The sequence below is a fragment of the Streptomyces enissocaesilis genome (genome assembly GCF_039533765.1).
Lineage (GTDB): Bacteria > Actinomycetota > Actinomycetes > Streptomycetales > Streptomycetaceae > Streptomyces > Streptomyces enissocaesilis.
Genome location: NZ_BAAAUD010000010.1, coordinates 63,804 through 81,157 on the forward strand (window position 1 = coordinate 63,804; position 17,354 = coordinate 81,157).

Genomic DNA, 17,354 nt, shown 5'->3' on the forward strand with positions numbered 1-17,354 from the left:
TATTGGCGCTCCGGCCGGTCGTACGAGCCGCACGGGGGGCGAGCGGGCGAGCACGGGATTTCGGAAAGGCGAGCCCGGCGCTCTACCGTTCGTAGACATGAGCGCCGCACCGACCGCCCCCGCCAGACGTTTCCGTCTGGGCTGGCCCCAGCGCGTCTTCTCGCAGGTCCTCCTGATGCAGCTGTCCGTCGCCGGTGGCGTCGCCGTGCTCGCCACCGGCCTCTTCCTCGCCCCGCTCAGCGATCAGCTGGACCAGGAGGCGATGCGGCGCGCGCTCGCGATCGCGCAGACCACCGCGGCCCAGCCGCAGCTGGCCGACGCGCTCGCCGGCACCCGGCCCGCCGCCGGAGGGCCCGTACAGGCCGGGGCCGACCGCATCAGGCGCTCCACCGGCGCCGAGTACGTCGTGGTCATGGACGAACGCGGCGTCCGCTGGTCCCACACCGACACCGGCCAGATCGGCAAGATCGTCTCCACCGACCCCAGCGAAGCGCTCGCCGGCCACGAGGTCATGGAGATCGACGAGGGTACGCTCGGCCGCTCCGCCCGCGGCAAGGTCCCGCTGCGCGACACCGGCGGTGAGATCGTCGGCGCGGTGTCGGTCGGCATCGAGTACGACAGCGTCCGCGCCCGGCTGCTGGGGGCGATCCCCGGGCTGCTGGCGTACGCGGGCGGGGCCCTGGCCGTCGGCGCGGTGGCGGCGTACCTCGTCTCCCGCAGACTCCAGCGGCAGACCCATGACCTCGCCTTCTCCGACATCTCCGCGCTGCTGGCCGAGCGCGAGGCGATGCTGCACGGCATTCGCGAAGGTGTCGTCGCCCTCGACTCCGGGGGCAGGATCCGGTTGATGAACGACGAGGCCCAGCGGCTGCTCGGGCTCGGCGCCGAGGCCACCGGACGGCCGCTCGACGAGGCCCTGGGCGAGGGGCGTACCGCGGATGTGCTGGCGGGGCGGGTGACCGGTGAGGACCTGCTGACCGTACGCGGCCGGCGCGTGCTGGTCACCAACCGGATGCCGACGGACGACGGGGGCGCCGTGGCGACCCTGCGCGACCGTACGGAGCTGGAGCGGCTCGGCCGCGAGCTGGATTCGACCCGCGGCCTGATCGACGCCCTGCGCGCCCAGGACCACGAGCACGCCAACCGGATGCATACGCTCCTGGGGCTGCTGGAACTGGGCATGCACGAGGAGGCGGTGGAGTTCGTGACGGAGGTCGCGGCGGTGCACCGCGCCACCGCCGAGCAGATCACCGAGAAGATCCACGATCCGCTGCTGGCGGCGCTGCTGGTCGGCAAGGCCACGGTCGCCGCGGAGCGCGGGGTCGCGCTGCGGCTCTCGGGCGCGACGCTGCTGCCCGACCGTCTGGTGGACCCGCGCGGTCTGGTCACGGTGGTCGGCAACCTGGTGGACAACGCGCTGGACGCCTCGGCCGGTTCCCCGGACGCCCGCGTAGAGGTCGAGCTGCGGGCGCGGGGGCGTACGGCCGTGCTGCGGGTGGCCGACAGCGGGCCCGGTGTCCCGGCCGAGCAGCGGGAGCTGATCTTCACGGAGGGGTGGTCGACCAAGGAGCTCCCGGCCCACGGCAAGCGCGGCCTCGGCCTCGCGATGGTGCGCAGGCTGGCGGAGCGGCAGGGCGGCAGCGCCCGGGCCGGCGAGGGGGCCGACGGGGGCGCCGAATTCACCGTCGTACTGCCGGAGGCGCTGACGGATGCCGGACCGGCCGACGGCGGGCCGGCCCGTGCGGAAGTGACGACGGCGGCGCTGGACACGGCGGGAGAGACCCGATGATCGACGTACTGGTGGTGGACGACGACGTCCGGGTCGCGGAGATCAACGCCGCGTACGTGGCCAAGGTGGCGGGCTTCCGCGTCGTCGGCCGGGCCCACTCCGCCGCCGACGCACTGGCACAGCTGCGCGCGCACCACGTCGACCTGGTGCTCCTGGACCACTATCTGCCGGACGGGAACGGGCTCGCGCTCGTACGGGAGCTGCGCGGGCTCGGCCTCCAGACCGACGTGATCATGGTGACGGCGGCGCGCGACATCGGGACCGTGCAGGCGGCGATGCGTCAGGGAGCCCTCCAGTACCTGGTGAAACCCTTCAACTTCGCCGGGCTGCGCACCAAGCTGGAGGCGTACGCCGGGCTGCGCCGGACCCTCGACGGGGGCGGCGAGGCGGAACAGGCCGAGGTCGACCGTATCTTCGGGGCCCTGTCCGTGACCGGTTCCCCCCACCTTCCCAAGGGGCACTCGCCGACCACCGCGGAGCTGGTCCGCCAGGTGCTGCTGGCCGCCGGGGGCCCGCTGTCCGCCCAGGAGATCGCGGAGCGGGCGGGCATGAGCCGGCAGACCGCGCAGCGCTATCTGAAGCTGCTGGAGAGGTCGGGGCGGGTACGCCTCAGCCTCAAGTACGGCGAGACGGGCCGCCCGGAGCACCGGTACGCGTGGACGGCCGGCAGCCGCTGAGCACGTGCGGCCCCCGCCGCCGCGCCCGCTCCCCGCCCCCTCCCCGCCACCCCTCCCGACGCCGCCCGGTCAGGCGGCGCCCGCGCCCGTCAGTGAGCGCACCTCTGCCTCCGCGTGCCTGGCCGCGTCCGGTGGTCCGGGCGACAGCGCCGTACCGGCCCAGCCCGCCAGGAAGCCCAGCGGGATCGAGACCAGACCCGGGTTCTGCAACGGGAAGAGCTGGAAGTCGACGCCCGGGAAGAGCGCTTCGGGACTGCCGGAGACGACCGGCGAGAACAGCACGAGCAGTACGGCCGGGGCCAGGCCGCCGTACACCGACCAGACCGCGCCGCGGGTGGTGAACTTCCGCCAGAACAACGAGTAGAGCAGCACCGGCAGATTGGCGGACGCGGCGACCGCGAAGGCCAGGCCGACGAGGAAGGCGACGTTCAGATCGCGGGCGAGCAGGCCCAGGCCGATGGCCACGGCCCCGACACCGGCCGCCGCAACACGGGCCACCGCGACCTCGCTGTGCTGCCTGGCGTGGCGGCGCCTGAGCGAGGCGTACAGATCATGGGCGACGGAGGCGGAGGACGCCAGCGTGATGCCGGCCACGACCGCGAGGATGGTGGCGAAGGCGACGGCCGCGACGACGGCGAAGAGAACCGTTCCTCCGGTGGAGCCGGCGCCGCCGCCCAGGTCGAGCGCCAGCAGGGGAACCGCCGTGTTCCCGGCGGCGTTCGACGCCCGGACCTCGTCGGATCCGACCACCGCCGCCGCGCCGAAGCCGAGCACGATCGTCATCAGGTAGAAGCTGCCGATGAGGCCGACGGACCAGACGACCGAGCGGCGGGCGGCGCGCGCGGTCGGCACGGTGTAGAAGCGGGACAGGATGTGCGGCAGCCCGGCCGTACCGAGGACGAGCGCGAGGCCGAGGCTGATGAAGTCGAAGCGGGCGGTCCAGTCGCCGCCGTACCGCAGACCGGGTGCCAGGAAGTCCGTGCCGTGGCCGCTGCGCTCCGCGGCGGAGAGCAGCAGCTGGTTGAAGTCGCCGTGGAAGCGCACCAGGACGAGCACGGTGAGCGCGACCGTACCCGCCATCAGCAGCACTGCCTTGACGATCTGGATCCAGGTGGTGGCCCGCATCCCTCCCAGCGACACATAGATCACCATCAGCGCACCCACGCCGACGACCGTCCAGGAACGCGCGGCCTCGCTGCCCCCGCCCAGCAGCAGCGCGACCAGGCTGCCCGCCCCCACCATCTGCGCCACCAGATAGAGAACGGACACGGTGACCGAGGAGGTTCCCGCCGCGATACGGACGGGGCGCTCGCTCATCCGCGCGGCGATGACGTCGGCGAGGGTGAACCGGCCGCAGTTGCGGACGAGCTCGGCGACGAGCAGCAGGACGACGAGCCACGCGACGAGGAAGCCCACGGAGTAGAGCATGCCGTCGTAGCCGTAGAGGGCGATCAGCCCCGAGATTCCGAGGAAGGACGCGGCGGACATGTAGTCGCCCGCGATGGCGAAACCATTCTCCATGGGGGAGAACAGCCGGCCTCCCGCGTAGAACTCCTCGGCGGAACCGTGCCGGTTGCGGCTCACCCAGGTCGTGATCGCCAGCGTGACCGCGATGAACGCGCAGAACAGCAGCAGCGCGAGCGTCTGGTGCTGCGTGGTCATGGCCGGGCCTGCCATGGCCGGGCCTGCCATCGCTGGGCCCGTCATCGCTCGGCCCCCCGCGTCATTTCCTGGGTGTCCCAGCGGAGGTCGAGCGCCGCGCGGTCCCTGCGCAGCCGCGCGTGACGCGCGTACGCCCAGGTCAGCAGGAAGGTGCTGAGGAACTGTCCGAGCCCGGCGACCATCGCGACGTTCACCGCGCCCACGACGGGGCGGGCCATCAGGTCGTGTGCGGTGGTCGCCGCGACGACGTAGACGAGGTACCAGGCGAGGAACGCGAGGGACGCGGGAACGACGAACCGCCGGTAGCGGCTGCGCACTTCCTGGAAGGCGGCGCTGCGCTGCACCTCCAGGTAGATCTCGGCCGCGCTGTGGCCGGACCGCGGGCCGCCGGGCGCGGGCGGCGCGGCCGGCGCGGGGGCGCCCGTACCGTCCAGCTCGCCCCACCCGGAGGCGAGCGCGTCGTACCAGGGATCGTCGAACCGCACCGCTGCGGTCTCGCGCCCTTCGTGCTTCTCCACCGAACAGTTCTCCTTGTCCGCGCACGGATCGTCCGCGTGCCAAGGATGGACAGAGTGGGAAGATCCAGGACTCTTCAATCCCTTCAACTTCACCCCTTCAGGTGACGGATGTTCCGGGCGGCTGTGCGAGTCCGTGCCGGTAGGCGTACCGCACCGCCTGCGCAGGTCACTCGCCCCCCGCCTCGGCGAGGAGGTGGTCGATGTGGGCCGCGGAGAGGCCGTGTGCCAGGACGTCGTGGACCTCCCGGGCGGTACGGGCCCGCTCGGCCAGGGCCGCGGACCGGGCCTGCGCCGCCCGGGCCGTCCGCTTCTGTGCGAGCAGCCGGAAGCCGGCGCCGCGGGCCCGCGTGTCGAGGCGCGGGGAGTGGCCGACGAGCACGATCCCCCGGCCGAGCAGGACGGACTCCAGGGCCCGGTCGTGGTGGGCGGCGCCGCGGGTACCCGGGACGGCCACGGGCAGCGCGGCGGCCAGGGGCAGCCGTTCCATGGCCTGTACGGCGCAGACGATCCAGAGGATGGACGCGGGTGTCCGCGCCCCGGCGGCGTACGGGCCCGCCCCGACGAGGGCCACCACGGCGAGTGTTCCGACGGCCGACCGCAGCCGGTTGCGCGCGGTGAGCCGGTCGTACGCACGGGCGGCAGCCGCGCACCGGGCCGGTCCGGCAGCCGGGGCGACGGCCGCGACGCCCCGGAAGAGCCCCGCGCCGTACGCCGTCCAGAGGACCCAGGTGGCCACCGCGGCCCGGACCAGGACGTCGACGACCGTACGCACGGGTGGCACCCCGAGCCGTGACAGGGCCTTCGGGGACGGCCACGCGGTCCAGCAGCCGATCGCCTGCGATGTCCTGGGAGGACCCCTACGGACCACAGGCCCGCAGGGGATCGGAGCGTGGGTGGAGCGGTGCGCTCCACCCACGGGTGGACTCCGTCCGGCGTCGGCTCAGGCGTCGATGCGCGAGCGGTCCAGGGTCGCCGCCGAGCTGGTGATGAACTCCTTGCGGGGCGCGACCTCGTTGCCCATCAGCAGGTCGAAGACCTGCTCGGAGGATTCCAGGTCACCGATGTTGATCCGGCGCAGCGTGCGGTGGCGCGGGTCCATCGTGGTCTCCGCCAGTTGGTCGGCGTCCATCTCGCCCAGACCCTTGTAGCGCTGGATGGAGTCCTTGAAGCGCACGTTCTTGCGCTGGAACTCCAGCAGCTTCTGCCGCAGCTCGCTGTCCGAGTACGTGTAGACATACTTGTCCTGGCCCTTCTTCGGCTGGACGAGCTCGATCCGGTGCAGCGGCGGCACGGCGGCGAAGACCCGTCCCGCCTCCACCATCGGCCGCATGTAGCGCTGGAAGAGCGTCAGCAGCAGGCAGCGGATGTGCGCGCCGTCGACATCGGCGTCCACGAGCAGCACGATCTTGCCGTAGCGCGCGGCGTCCAGGTCGAAGGTCCGCCCGGAGCCCGCTCCTATGACCTGGATGATGGCGCCGCACTCGGCGTTCTTGAGCATGTCCGAGACGGACGACTTCTGGACGTTGAGGATCTTGCCCCGGATGGGCAGCAGCGCCTGGAACTCGGAGTTCCGGGCGAGCTTGGCCGTACCGAGCGCGGAGTCCCCCTCGACGATGAAGAGCTCGCTGCGCTCCACGTCGTCGCTGCGGCAGTCGGCGAGCTTGGCCGGCAGCGAGGAGGTCTCCAGCGCGGTCTTGCGGCGCTGTGCCTCCTTGTGCTGGCGGGCCGCGATGCGCGTCCGCGCGGCGGCGACGGCCTTCTCCATGACCGAGCGCGCCTGCTGCTTGGCATCCCGCTTGGTGGAGGTCAGGAACGTCTTGAGTTCCTTGGCGACGACATTGCCGACGATCCGCGCGGCCGCCGACGTACCGAGGATCTCCTTCGTCTGGCCCTCGAACTGCGGCTCCGCCAGCCGCACCGTGACGACCGCGGTGAGGCCCTCCATGACGTCGTCCTTGACGACGTCGTCCTCGGCGACGCGCAGCAGCTTGGCCGAGCGCAGCGCCTCGTTGACGGTCTTGGTGAGGGACCGCTCGAAGCCGGAGATGTGGGTGCCGCCCTTGGGGGTGGCGATGATGTTGACGAAGGACCTGACGGTGGTGTCGTACCCCGTGCCCCAGCGCAGCGCGATGTCCACACCGAGCTCGCGGGTGACCTCGGTGGCCGTCATGTGCCCGCGGTCGTCGAGGACCGGCACGGTCTCCTTGAAGGTGCCCTGCCCGGACAGCCGCAGAACGTCGCAGATGGCCTTGTCCTGCGCGAGGTACTCGCAGAACTCGCTGATGCCGCCGTCGAAGCGGAAGATCTCCTCGGTCTTGCCCTCGCCCTCCAGGGCGCGCTCGTCGCGTACGACGATGGTCAGGCCGGGCACGAGGAAGGCCGTCTGGCGGGCGCGCTGGTACAGCGTCTCCAGGCCGAGCTTGGCGTCCTTGAGGAAGATCTGCTGGTCGGCCCAGTAGCGCACGCGCGTGCCGGTGCGCGTCTTGGGGATCCGCTTGACCTTGCGCAGCCCGTTGGCCGGGTCGAAGGGGGACGCGGGGCCCGGCCCGGTGAACGCGCCGGGGACGCCCCGCCGGAAGCTGATGGCGTGCGTCGAGCTGCTGCGGTCGACCTCGACGTCCAGGCGGGCGGAGAGGGCGTTGACGACGGAGGCACCGACGCCGTGCAGACCGCCGGAGGCCGCGTACGAGCCGCCGCCGAACTTGCCGCCGGCGTGCAGCTTGGTCATCACGACCTCGACGCCGGACAGGCCCGTCTTGGGCTCGACGTCGACCGGGATGCCGCGGCCGTTGTCCTGGACCTCCACCGAGCCGTCCTCGTGGAGGATGACCTCGATGTGGTCGCAGTAACCGCCGAGGGCTTCGTCGACGGAGTTGTCGATGATCTCCCAGAGGCAGTGCATGAGGCCGCGGCTGTCGGTGGAACCGATGTACATGCCAGGGCGCTTGCGGACAGCCTCGAGCCCCTCGAGTACGAGCAGGTGCCGCGCGGTGTAGTTGGAGCCGTCACGGTCTGCACCGGTCAGAAGCGCAGTGGACGGCACGGACGTCTCGGCGGTCACGCGGTTCGCTCCTCGCTGAATTTCAAATGTGTCCCGATGGGGTACGGGCCCGGCGTGGGTCGCCGGTCAGAGGGTACCGAGGCCTGGTAGAGCCGATGTAACGCCACCCTCAGGAAAACTCATGCTAGTCCAGAGTCGTATGCACGTTCGATCCCTCGAAGGGGTGACGTGGACATCACGTTCCCTTCGAGGCATGAACCATTTAGGCTCCGGGCACGTCCTCATGAACAACCGGCAAGCCAGCCGGGAGGGCAGACCACCAATAACCGACGCGAAACCGTAGAGCGACGCAATACGGCTCCTTCGCCGCTAACCGGCAGCAGACAGCCACCTTCGGAAGAATTTTCAAGGAAAAGCCACGAGCGGGAACGTTTTCGGCCTGGTTGGATGTTGACCCTGGTACGACAGCTCGTCGAGCTAGAGAAGAGGCGACGTGACTACTGTTCTGACCCCCGCGACCCCCCTGACGGCCGCTGACCGATGCGACCGATGCGGCGCCCAGGCCTATCTGCGCGTTGTCCTGGCCAGCGGCGGCGAACTGCTCTTCTGCGCCCACCACGGTCGCAAGTTCGAGCCGGAACTCAAGAAGATCGCCGCGGAAATACAGGACGAGACAGACCGGCTGACCCCCGTGCCGCCGTCCCCGGAAGACGAGGAACGCTGATACCTCGCCATTACGACGAGCCAAGGGCCGGTCACAGACCGGTCGACGGGCGGTCTTCCCCGGAAACCCGGAGAAGGCCGCCCGTTCTCGTACGCTGTAAGCGTAATCAGCCTCTGACGGCCCATGTTCCGGGGGCCGCCGAGAGGCGGGCGTACACCCCGGGGCTCTGGGCCTGACCGCAGCCGCCTCCCCAGGAGACGAGCCCGATCAGCCGGCCGTCGGCCACCAGCGGCCCGCCGCTGTCCCCCTGGCACGCGTCGTGGCCCCCCTCCGGGTCCCCGGCGCACAGCATCGTGTCCGCGCTGTACGTCCCGTAGATGCTTTTCGGGTAGGCGATCTCGCAGGTGCTGTCGGGCAGCACCTCCACCGGCGCGGCATGCAGCTCGGACGCGTAGGTCCCGGTGCCGGTCGTGTCCCCCCAGCCGTAGACGACCGCGCTCGTGCCCGGCGTGTACGCCGCGTCTCCCGGCCCCGCGGCCTTGACGGCGTGATGCGCGGGCAGCGAGGTGGACAGCGTGAGCATCGCGAAGTCCCCCGCGTTCGTCCCGGCGTCGTACTCCGGATCGATCCGCACCTCACTCACCGTCGCCTCCTGGCCCCCCGTACCCGCCAGCTCGCTGCGGCCGGTGATGACCTTCAGGTCGCGCACCTGGCCGATCGGTACACCGAGGACGTCCTTGCTCACGCAGTGCGCCGCCGTCATCACCTTGTCCGGCGCCACCAGCACTCCCCCGCAGAATTGCCCCGCCCGCGTACCCCCGAACCGGTCACGGCTGGCCAGTGCCACCACCCAGGGCGTCTCGGAGACCTGTACCGGCCGGCCCCCGATCACCACGGCGTCGGCGGCGGCGGTACCGCCCGAGGCCTGGGGCGTTATGACGGCCGCGGCCGCCAGGGCCACCGCCCCTGTCAGAGATCCGGTAGAAGAGCGACGCATTCGGCCTCCTGGTTCGGCGCTGCAATGACATCCCCAGCGTCGACCGGGCGGCGGCGCGACGCACCCGTGGAAGCGCGAGGGCCCGGAGTCTCGTGTACGAGGCTCCGGGCCCTCGGTCCGGGCGGTGAACGACCGGGGACGGCCTAGTCGAGGTAGTCGCGCAGGACCTGCGAGCGCGACGGGTGGCGCAGCTTCGACATCGTCTTCGACTCGATCTGGCGGATGCGCTCACGCGTCACGCCGTAGACCTTGCCGATCTCGTCCAGGGTCTTGGGCTGGCCGTCGGTGAGGCCGAAGCGCATGGACACGACGCCCGCCTCGCGCTCCGAGAGGGTGTCCAGGACCGAGTGCAGCTGCTCCTGCAGGAGTGTGAAGGAGACCGCGTCGGCCGGTACGACCGCCTCGGAGTCCTCGATGAGGTCACCGAACTCGCTGTCGCCGTCCTCGCCGAGCGGTGTGTGCAGCGAGATGGGCTCGCGGCCGTACTTCTGGACCTCGATGACCTTCTCGGGGGTCATGTCGAGTTCCTTGGCCAGCTCCTCCGGGGTGGGCTCGCGGCCCAGGTCCTGGAGCATCTGGCGCTGCACGCGCGCGAGCTTGTTGATGACCTCGACCATGTGCACCGGGATACGGATGGTGCGGGCCTGGTCGGCCATCGCGCGGGTGATCGCCTGCCGGATCCACCAGGTGGCGTACGTCGAGAACTTGTAGCCCTTGGTGTAGTCGAACTTCTCCACCGCGCGGATCAGACCCAGGTTGCCCTCCTGGATGAGGTCCAGGAAGAGCATGCCGCGGCCGGTGTAGCGCTTGGCCAGCGAGACCACGAGGCGGAGGTTGGCCTCCAGCAGGTGGTTCTTGGCGCGGCGGCCGTCCTCGGCGATGATCTCCAGCTCGCGCTTGAGCTTCGGCGCGAGCTTGTCGCTGTTGGCCAGCTTGTCCTCGGCGAACAGGCCCGCCTCGATGCGCTTGGCGAGCTCCACCTCCTGCTCGGCGTTGAGGAGGGGGACCTTGCCGATCTGCTTGAGGTAGTCCTTGACGGGGTCGGCGGTGGCGCCGGCGACAGCGACCTGCTGCGCGGGCGCGTCGTCCTCGTCCTCGTCGGAGAGAACGAAGCCCTTCTCCCCGCCCTCTTCTTCTTCGTCGGCGCCCGCCTTGACCGGGGTCTCCTCGGTGGAGTCCTCGCCGTCGGCGGCCCCGTCGGCGTCCTTCTTGGCGGAGGCCTTCTTGGTGGCCGTCTTCTTGGCCGCGGTCTTCTTCGCAGCGGTCTTCTTGGCCGCGGCCTTCTTGGCGGGGGCCTTCTTCTCCGGCCCTGGCGTGGCGACGTCCTCGGGCGCGACGACCTCGTCGGCCACCGCGTCCACGGTCTCGGACGCCGGAGCGGCGGTGGCGGCGACCGTCTTCGCGGGGGTCGCCCTGTCCGCGACGGACTTGGTGGCGGTGCGCTTGAGCGGGCTCTTCGCCGCGACGCTCTTGCGGGGGCGCTTGGGCGGCTCCGCGGCAGTGACCATCAGCGTCACACCCTCTTCCTCGAGGATCTGGTTGAGGCTGCGCAGAACGTTCTTCCACTGGGCCGAGGGAATCTGGTCGGCCAAGAATGCCTGGCGCACGTCATCGCCCGCGATCTGCCCATCAGCCTTTCCCCGCTCGATAAGCGCCATCACAGACTCGGACTCGGCGATCTCCGACGGGAGCGTACGGGATGTGCTGGCCGACACGAACAACCTCTCGGAACGATGGGAACGGCTTCCGGCCTCGCCCTGAGTACGGGCCACGACCGACGACATCGGCTGGGGATGTACCGACGGCGCAGGTTGAACCTCGGACTGGTTACAGCGCCAGGTTCAGCGGCTGTATTCCCTCTTCGGCTGTCACCTCTTAGGTCATCGCACAGTTCCGAGGAGTGTTACGCCCAATCTGCGTGGCTCGAGTCACACGCCGTACGGGGCGGGGAGGAACGGAGGGGACACCGGCTCACAAGCGTGTCGCCGGACCCATCGGATCCGGCGACACGAAGTTCGTCAGCGCAGTCGGGCCGCAAGGCACACACCCCGGCCGTGGTCCGTGATCAGTGCTCGCGCGGCGCCGGCACCACACGCTCCACTTCCGGGTGGATGGTGAGCAGTTGGCGCATGGCGGTCTCGGCCGCCATGGCGTCGCCCGCGGCGAGCGCGTCCACGATGCGGGAGTGGTGGACGAGAGCGGCCTCGGTCGGACGGTCACAGCCGATGAGGGACCCGCCGGACACCTGAAGGGCGGCGGAAACGATGCCGGAAAGGTGTTCGAGCATGCGGTTGCCCGCCAGCTGGATGATGAGCGAGTGGAATTCGGCGTCGGCCCGGGAGAACGTCAGAGAGTCGCCCTGAGTAAGGGCGTGGCCCATGATCTCGACCATGTCACCGAGGCGCTGCTGGAGGTCGTCGCGCCCGTGGCCGACTGCGAGGCGGGCCGCGAGCGGCTCGATCATCCACCGCAGTTCGCCGAGTTCGCGGCGTTGGTCGTCGCGCTGCGGACCGAAGGCCCGCCACTCGATGATGTCGGGGTCCAGCAGGTTCCAGTCGCTGACGGGGCGGACCCGGGTGCCGACGTTGGGGCGGGCGCTGACCAGGCCTTTCGCCTCAAGTACGCGCAGGGATTCGCGTACGACGGTACGGGAGACCTCGAAGCGCTGGCCGATCTCCTCGGGGACGAGCGGGCGGTCGGCGCCCAGGTCGCCGGAGACGATCATCTGGCCGAGCTGCTGGACGAGTTGGCCGTGGAGCCCGCGGCCCCGGCTGCCCGCCGAGCGGCGGCCCACCCGGCCCAGGTCCGGGTCTCCCCCGTCCCAGGAGGGCATGCCGACGCGGTCGGTGCCCGGCGCCTCCGTGTAGGGGTAGCGGTCGAGTTCACCCGGCCCGGCGAGGCCTGAATCGGCGGAGCGGGCGGCGGTCATCATGGTGTGCGCAAGGGTACTCACGGATCTTTTGTCGGCGTGATTTCCGCGCCCCTTGAGGTCTTTGGTGAAAAGCACACGAAAGGGTGATCGTCGCCCACCCTGTAATTGACGACTTATCGGAAATACCCGGGCGTTCTCAGGGGAGTTGCGCGTCGTTGGCGGCCTTCACCGCCCAAGTCGATCATCGATGGACGCTACGGCGAAAGCCGACGAACAGATACGCGCAGAGAAGGGCACACAACGACAACGCCAGCGCGGTGCCGACGGGTTGGGCCGCGACCCTCACCGCGGCCACCAGCCACCGGTCGATCTCGTGCGGCCACTGCAGCCACGCCACCTCGCGCAGCCTGCCCGGGAGTCCGGCCACCGAACGCACGGACGGGGTCAGGACCATCTCCTGGGCGACCGGCGCCACGAGGACCGGCACGGCGAGCACCGCGGCCACTCCGGGGGCCGTCGCACGGAAGACACCGGCGCCCAGCAGCCCGGCCCAGGCACAGCCGACGGTCAGGCCGGACCAACTCGCCGCCATGGACCCCCATTTCTCCGGTACGCGCAGCAAGTCTTCGCCGTACACCAGCCGCAGGGCCTCGGCGTCGGCCACCACGACGAGCGCCCCCAGGAGCAGCGCGGTGGCGGCGGAGACGATCAGCTTGGCCAGAAGCAGCCCGACGCGGCGGGGGACCGTGCCGCGGGCGGCGGCGAGGGCGGGGTAGCGGAACTCCTCGCCGAAGGCGATCGCGCCGAGCAGCCCGGCGCCGAACGCTGCGGGCGGCAGGGGAAGGATGTCCGGCCAGGCGGCGAGGAGGGCGGGCAGGGTGGCGCTGCCCCGACGCGCGAGCAGCACGGAGATCGCCATGGACGCGACGAGGACGGCGGTCGCGGTCAGGAGGGCGGTCCTCGTACCGAGGAGGCGGTGCAGTTCGTAGCGCAGGGGGTGGAGCGGGCTGCGTGCCGGGCGCAGAGGCAGCGGCGGCAAGGGCGGTCCCGGTGTCGAGGGCGGTCCCGGCACCGTGGTGGGTCCTGCCGGCGTGGCGGGGTTCGGCGGCCTGGTGGGGCTCGGCGACGTGGCGGGGCCCTCCGCCTCGTTTTCGCCACGCCCGGAAGCGGACGGGGAAAGGGGCGCGGCCGGCCGCTCCGGGGCGGGGGCAGGTCCGGTGTCGCCGATCTCGTCGGCGAGCCGGTGGACCGGGATGCCGTGCCGGAAGGCGGTCTCGCCGATCTGCGCGCAGTCGCTGCCGTAGACGGAGAGATGGCTGCCCCCTTCGGTGACGACCTCGACGGAACGCCGGGCTGCTCGGGCTTCGCGGGTGACAAGGGCAGCGAGGCGGGCGGCGTGCGGGGTCCTGACGGCGACACGGGGACGGAGTCTGGTCCTGGCGAACTCGGCCGCCTCCTGCTCCGCGACGAGGCGGCCGTCGTCGATGGTGACGACCCGGTCGGCGGTACGGGCGGCCTCCTTGGCGTCGCGCGTGGTGTAGAGCACGGTGCCGCCTCGGGCCGCGTGACCGCGCAGCACTCCGTACACCCAGCTGTTCTCGCGCGGGGACAGGCCGTCGGCCGGCTCGTCGAGGAGGAGGGCGTGCGGGTCTCCCAGCAGGGCGGAGGCGAGCCCGAGCCGGCGGTCCATGCCTCGGGAGAGCGTGCTGAGACGCTGGTCGCCGAGGTCGGCCAGACCGACGAGATCGAGCATGTCGTTCGCACGGCCGGCGGGCACGCCGGCCGCGGCGCAGAGCATGCGGAGCTGACCGCGGGCGGTACGGGCGGGATGGCCCGGTACGTCGCCGAGGAGCGCCCCGACCTCGCGGGCGGGGTGGGTGATCCGGTGGAGGGGGTGCCCGCGGAAGTACGTGACACCACGGCCGGGTTCCAGGCCAAGCATCAGCCTGAGCACCGTGGTCTTGCCGGACCCGGCGGCACCGAGGAGGGCCGTGACCTGCCCCGGCCGCGCCTCGAAGGTCAGGTCGTCCACGACGGGCGGGAGTTTTCGGCGGGGGGCGCTGGTGAGTCCGATGGCCTGGAGCATCGCTTCTCTCGCGGAAGGGGAGACCGCTCGGCGGCAGGGCGGTACCGCAGCAAGATAACGCGATATATCCGACTTCTGGCGCAGCGAAGCGACTGCGGGTGTCAGACCACGGGTTCCGTACCCCTGCCCGGGTACGGGTGTCGGACCTCAGGCGTCAGACCTCGGGGCGCAGCATCGGCGGATTGAGCAATGTCGCCCCGCCGGCCCGGAACAGCTGCGCGGGCCGGCCGCCCTGCCGGGTCGTGGTCCCGCCCGAGGGGACGAGGAAACCGGGGGTGCCGGTGACCTTGCGGTGGAAATTCCGGGGATCGAGCGCGACTCCCCAGACGGCTTCGTACACCCGTCGCAGCTCGCCGACTGTGAACTCCGGGGGGCAGAAGGCGGTGGCGAGCGACGAGTATTCGATTTTGGAGCGGGCGCGCTCCACACCGTCCGCGAGGATCTGCGCATGGTCGAAGGCGAGCGGGGCCGGAGGCTCGTCCTCACGGCTGTGGTCGTCCTCCTGGCCGAGCAGGGCCTCCACCGGTGCCCAGCGCACGCTGTGCGCGTCGCCGCCCGCCCGCGGAGCGGGGAGATCCGGTGCGAGCACCAGATGAGCCACGCTCACCACCCGCATCCGGGGGTCCCGTCCGGGCTCCCCGTACGTGGCGAGCTGCTCCAGGTGCGCCCCGTTGCCGGGCGAGGGGGTGCCGGGGTCGTGCGCGCACAGTCCGGTCTCCTCGGCGAGCTCGCGCGCCGCCGCCGCCCCGAGGTCCTCCTCCGGCCGGACAAAGCCGCCGGGCAGTGCCCACCGACCCTGATAGGGCTGCTCGCCCCGGCGTACGACCAGTGCGCAGAGGGCGTGACGGCGCACGGTGAGCACGACCAGATCCACGGTGACGGCGAAGGGAGGAAAGGCCGATGGGTCGTAGGGCGACATGCCGTGATCATAGTCGTCTGCCTGACGATAAACAGTCCTCCGGCCGGTGAAGCCACGGTCCGCGCCGCCTTCTTCGCGCCGCCCTGCGGCATCCACGGTTCAGCCTCCCAGCTGGAGGGTTCCGGTGGCTTCCTCGACCATGCCGAGGCCCAGCCTGCTGATCCGTACGGCGAAGGGCTCCCCCGCCACGCGCAGTCCGGACAACTGCACGGCCCCGAGCGGCGCACTGCGCACCGGGCACAGCGCCACCGTGCCGGCGGGGGCGTCCGGGCGGATGCCCGCGAGCGTGGTGAGCAGGTGGACACCGGCCGCTGCCGCCACCGCCGCGGGGCGGCACGCGGCCGGGTGCGGCACGGGAAAGCTGTCCGCGGTGCGCTGCTCGCCCGCGTACATCTCGGGCAGCCGGTTGCCGAAAGCTCCCGCGGCGTCGAGGACGCCGCGCAGCAGGGCCGCCGCTTCCCTCTCGTACCCGGCCGCCGCGAGTCCCGCGACGGCGACGGCCGTTTCGTGGACGCGCACCGCGCCGCCGCGGTGGCCGAAGGGGTTGTGACCGTTCTCCTTGGCGCCGAGGCTGCGCAGCCCCCAGCCCGAGTCCATCGCGGGGCCGCCCAGCAGCCTCGCCACCTGCTCGGTCTGCACCCTGTCCAGCAGGCCGGGCGCCTGTCGCCCGGCCCCGAGCAGGCCGGTGTCCAGGAGGTGCGCGGCGGAACCGCCGAGGTGCGGGACGACCCGTCCCCCCGCCGTACGGGCCGCCGCCGGTCTGCCTCCCGCACGGTCGTCGATCCAGAAGTCCTCCTGGAACGTACGGCGCAATCTGCCCGCCCACTCGCGCCATCCTTCGGCTCCCGGGCGACCGCACTCGGCCAGCAGGTCGGCGCCGAGCACCGCCGCACGGTGGGCATGGGCCTGGGTCTCACTGCGCCGGGGTCCTCCGGTGCCCCGTTCGTCCAGACAGCCGTCGTCGTCCGCGGCTCTGCGCAGCCAGAGCAGACAGCGTTCGGCGACGGGCAGCAGCTCCTCCAGATCCTGTTCCGCCAGCCCCCACCGTCTCGCCTCCGCGAGCACCACGGGGAAGGCCAGCGTCGCCTCCACCCCCGTGCAGCTCGGCGGGAGGTGCGGGCCGGCGTCCCTGAGCGGGCCCGGGAGCCGGCCCTGGTCGGGCCCCGGGCCCGGCAGCTGGGTACGGGCGAGGGTGCGCAGCGTCGTGGCCGCAAGCCGGGTGCCGAGCGGCAGCGTCATCCGCGCCGCCCACAGCGCCTCGGCGGGCGCGAGTCCGCAGCGCCAGGGCACCCCCGCCGCCAGGTACACGTCCGCAGGATTGCGCGGATCACGCATCAGCAGGGCCCGCAGATCGTCGAGGCTGGTCCGCAACAACTCCCGCACCCGCGGGTCGTCCCCCTCCGCCGCCGCCTCGGAGAACGGGCCCGTTCCGGTCTTCGCGAGCGGCCGGGCACCACGCTCCGCACGGATCCGCAGCTCGATGGTGTGCGAGGCGCCGGGCAGCAGCTCGATCTCCCAGCGCAATAGACCGGCGGAGGCGACCGCGTCCTCGGGAGGCGGGTCGGCGGTGACCACGGCCTGGGCTCCCGCGGCCGACCAGCGCATGCCCGAGGCGTGGACGCTGGCGGGCAGCTCGGGCCCGGAGCGGCCCGCGGCGACGGCACCCAGATCCGCGAGGTCGGTACCGAGCCCGATCTCCACGCGGAGCCGCACGACGCGCCCCGCCGAACTGCGCAGGACGATCCGCTCCGTGCCCCCGGCGTGCCGCAGCCGCTCCACGGAGATCTCCGGGTCCGGTCCTGGGCCGGCCGGGAGGCGCACCACCCCCACGAACCGGGCGCGGAACGCGGAGACCAGCCGGCCCTGCACGGCGACCGGCTCCCGTCCCGCGACCCGCAAGTGACAGCGGGAGAGCAGGCGTCGCCCCGACCGGTAGAAGCCCTCCAGGCCGTGGCCGGTGAGCTGCCCGTGTTCCGCGGAGAGCGCGAGCCCGGGCAGGTCCGCGCAGACCAGCAGGGCATGGACCGAGGGCAGCTCACCGGAGGGCCGGACGCCTCCCGCAAGAGGTCTTCCCCCGGCGGCGGGGTACTGGGCGGTGAGGGTCATACGGTGCCTCCTCTGCGCTCGTGACAGCCGCGCGGATCGGGACGGCGCGGGGCGTTCGCGGTA

The 17,354-nt window shown here is 71.8% G+C and carries 13 protein-coding genes; 3 read left to right on the plus strand and 10 right to left on the minus strand.

Features of this window, described 5'->3' with window-relative positions; genetic code table 11:
• The first annotated feature begins 97 nt into the window (after positions 1-97).
• The gene (locus ABD374_RS03600; protein WP_344490447.1) at positions 98-1,789 is read left to right on the plus strand and encodes a sensor histidine kinase; all 1,692 of its coding nucleotides are present in this window, start codon (positions 98-100) and stop codon (positions 1,787-1,789) included.
• Positions 1,786-2,466 (plus strand): response regulator, encoded by a 681-nt coding sequence (locus ABD374_RS03605; RefSeq protein ID WP_344490450.1) that lies wholly within the window; start codon positions 1,786-1,788, stop codon positions 2,464-2,466. The genes ABD374_RS03600 and ABD374_RS03605 overlap by 4 nt, the downstream gene beginning before the upstream one ends.
• Positions 2,467-2,535: 69 nt before the next feature.
• Here the strand turns inward: ABD374_RS03605 and ABD374_RS03610 are convergent, their stop codons facing one another.
• The 4 genes from ABD374_RS03610 to ABD374_RS03625 all read right to left on the minus strand — a co-directional run bounded on the left by ABD374_RS03610 (position 2,536) and on the right by ABD374_RS03625 (position 7,707).
• A complete protein-coding gene (locus ABD374_RS03610) occupies positions 2,536-4,128 on the minus strand; it encodes a solute symporter family protein (RefSeq protein WP_344490453.1) in 1,593 nt (530 codons plus the stop codon).
• Positions 4,129-4,169: 41 nt separating this feature from the next.
• Positions 4,170-4,613, minus strand: a complete 444-nt coding sequence (locus ABD374_RS03615; protein WP_344490677.1) for a DUF485 domain-containing protein — start codon at positions 4,611-4,613, stop codon at positions 4,170-4,172.
• Between the two features lie 199 nt (positions 4,614-4,812).
• Positions 4,813-5,418 carry a hypothetical protein gene (locus ABD374_RS03620; RefSeq protein ID WP_344490457.1) on the minus strand — a complete coding sequence of 202 codons (606 nt, stop codon included), beginning with the start codon at positions 5,416-5,418 and terminating at the stop codon, positions 4,813-4,815.
• A 168-nt stretch (positions 5,419-5,586) separates the two neighbouring features.
• Positions 5,587-7,707 (minus strand): DNA gyrase/topoisomerase IV subunit B, encoded by a 2,121-nt coding sequence (locus tag ABD374_RS03625; protein ID WP_344490459.1) that lies wholly within the window; start codon positions 7,705-7,707, stop codon positions 5,587-5,589.
• Between the two features lie 433 nt (positions 7,708-8,140).
• Here ABD374_RS03625 and ABD374_RS03630 point away from each other — a divergent pair, with 433 nt between their 5' ends.
• Entirely contained in the window at positions 8,141-8,371 is a 231-nt protein-coding gene (locus tag ABD374_RS03630; RefSeq protein ID WP_344490462.1) for a DUF7455 domain-containing protein, read from the plus strand.
• 106 nt (positions 8,372-8,477) lie between these two features.
• Here ABD374_RS03630 and ABD374_RS03635 read toward each other — a convergent pair whose 3' ends face one another.
• From ABD374_RS03635 to ABD374_RS03660, 6 genes are all read right to left on the minus strand, one after another.
• Positions 8,478-9,308: a S1 family peptidase gene (locus tag ABD374_RS03635; RefSeq protein ID WP_344490466.1), complete on the minus strand. Its 831-nt coding sequence runs from the start codon at positions 9,306-9,308 to the stop codon at positions 8,478-8,480.
• Positions 9,309-9,451: 143 nt separating this feature from the next.
• A complete protein-coding gene (locus tag ABD374_RS03640) occupies positions 9,452-11,023 on the minus strand; it encodes an RNA polymerase sigma factor (RefSeq protein ID WP_344490469.1) in 1,572 nt (523 codons plus the stop codon).
• Positions 11,024-11,373: 350 nt separating this feature from the next.
• A complete protein-coding gene (locus ABD374_RS03645) occupies positions 11,374-12,261 on the minus strand; it encodes a FadR/GntR family transcriptional regulator (protein WP_344490472.1) in 888 nt (295 codons plus the stop codon).
• 160 nt (positions 12,262-12,421) lie between these two features.
• On the minus strand, positions 12,422-14,266 hold the full coding sequence (locus tag ABD374_RS03650) for an ABC transporter ATP-binding protein (protein ID WP_344490475.1): 1,845 nt from the start codon (positions 14,264-14,266) through the stop codon (positions 12,422-12,424).
• Positions 14,267-14,420: 154 nt separating this feature from the next.
• Positions 14,421-15,185, minus strand: coding sequence for an NUDIX hydrolase (locus ABD374_RS03655; RefSeq protein ID WP_344490478.1), 765 nt, complete (start codon positions 15,183-15,185; stop codon positions 14,421-14,423).
• 99 nt (positions 15,186-15,284) lie between these two features.
• Positions 15,285-17,291 (minus strand): glycogen debranching N-terminal domain-containing protein, encoded by a 2,007-nt coding sequence (locus ABD374_RS03660; protein ID WP_344490481.1) that lies wholly within the window; start codon positions 17,289-17,291, stop codon positions 15,285-15,287.
• Positions 17,292-17,354: the final 63 nt, after the last annotated feature.